Consider the following 1,616-nt stretch of genomic DNA (forward strand, 5'->3'; position numbering starts at 1 on the left):
CGGCCAGCATCACGCCCGTGCTCGGCGCCGCGGCGGTGAGCGCGGCCCCGGCGGCCGATCCGATTACTTGCTGAAGTCCGGGAGGAGCTTCGCGTAGTCGGTCGCGGTGGTGTCGAGACCGGCCTTGGTGTCCGCCTGGCCCTGGGCGATCTTGCCGAGGGCGGTGCCGAAGGAGCCGAACAGCGAGGCGTACTCGGGCAGCTCGGGGCGCGGCTGGGCGGAGGGCAGGATCGCCTGGAAGTCGGCGATGCCGGGGTTGGCCTTGACCTCGTCGGTGTAGGCGTCGCTACGGGTGGGCAGGGTGCCGTTCTTCAGCGCGAGGAAGGTCTGGCTCTCGGCGGAGGTCAGGAACGCGGCGAGCTTCTCGGCGGCTTCCTTGTGGGCCTTGTCGGAGCCGGCGTAGACGGAGACGTTGTGGCCGCCGGTGGGGGCGCCGCCCTTGCCGGTGGAGCCGTTCGGGACGGCCGCGATGCCGAGGTTCTTCTTGTCGGCGAACGCGGAGCCCTTGTAGACGTTGGTGACCTCCCACGGGCCCTGGATGATGGCGGCGACCTTGCCGTTGTTGAAGGCGTCCATCATGTGCGCGTAGGCGTCGGTGGTGACGTCGGCCTTGACGGTGCCGGGCGCGGTGAACATCGACTTGTAGGTGTCGATGGCCTTGACGGCCTCGGGCGAGTTGATGGTGATCTTCTTGCCGGCGGCGTCCACCATGTTGGTGCCCTCGCCGTACAGGAACGGCATGGCGTAGTAGCCGTCCGCGGCCTTCAGCCAGAAGCCGTCGACGCCGGCCTTCTCCTTCAGCTGCGCGGCGTCGGCCTTGAGCTCGTCCCAGGTGGTGGGGGCGGCGGTGATGCCGGCCTTGGCGAAGAGCTCCTTGTTGTACATCAGGGCGAGGGTGTCGGTGACCAGCGGGACGCCGTAGGTCTTGCCCGAGTACTTGGCCTGCTGGATCAGCGAGGGCTGGAAGACGGAGGCGTCGGTCAGCGCCGGGGTGCCGTCCAGCGGCTCCAGGTAGCCGGCCTTGGCGAAGGCGGAGGTCCAGCCGACCTCGGAGCGGAAGACGTCCGGCGCGCCCTTGGCGCCCATCGCGGTCTGCAGCTTGTTCTGCGCCGTGTCGAACGGCACGTTGACGAAGTTGACCTTGATGTTCGGGTTCGCGGCCTCGAACTTCTTGACCAGCTCCTGGTAGTTGGGAGCCTCGTTGGTGGCGTTCGAGGTGTCCCAGTAGGTGATGGTGACCGGTCCGCCGTCGCCCTTGGCGTCCGAGCCGGAGCCGCTGCTGCTGCAAGCCGCCATGGTGACCGCCAGAGCCGCAACGAGAGCGGAGGCCGCGATGCCACGCCGCATGGAAACTCCTAGAAAGGTGGGGGTGCCCGAGATGGAGGAGGACGGCGCATAATGGCTGTCCGAAGCCGACTGCGCCGTTGCGGCCGCCGGGCTTGAGCAGGAACGTAACAGCGCGGCAAGCGTTGCTGAAAGCCCTTGCAGCAAGTTTCTGCAAGGTGAAGGTGATCGTTACGTCCACGTGTCCTTAGAGTTGCCGTCGCGCGTCTTGACCATCCGTCGCCTTGCGGAAACTCCTTGCAGTCAGCGGGCACGGAAGAGCCCCCGGGAGC

The 1,616-nt window shown here is 67.5% G+C and carries 1 protein-coding gene; it reads right to left on the reverse strand.

The genetic code is table 11. The features are described 5' to 3' along the window. Positions 1-63: 63 nt before the first annotated feature. The gene (locus ACFUEL_RS39490) at positions 64-1,347 is read right to left on the reverse strand and encodes an extracellular solute-binding protein (protein ID WP_380243020.1); all 1,284 of its coding nucleotides are present in this window, start codon (positions 1,345-1,347) and stop codon (positions 64-66) included. Between the last annotated feature and the right edge of the window lie 269 nt (positions 1,348-1,616).

Source organism: Kitasatospora sp. NPDC057198 (genome assembly GCF_042670125.1).
Classification (GTDB): Bacteria; Actinomycetota; Actinomycetes; order Streptomycetales; family Streptomycetaceae; genus Kitasatospora.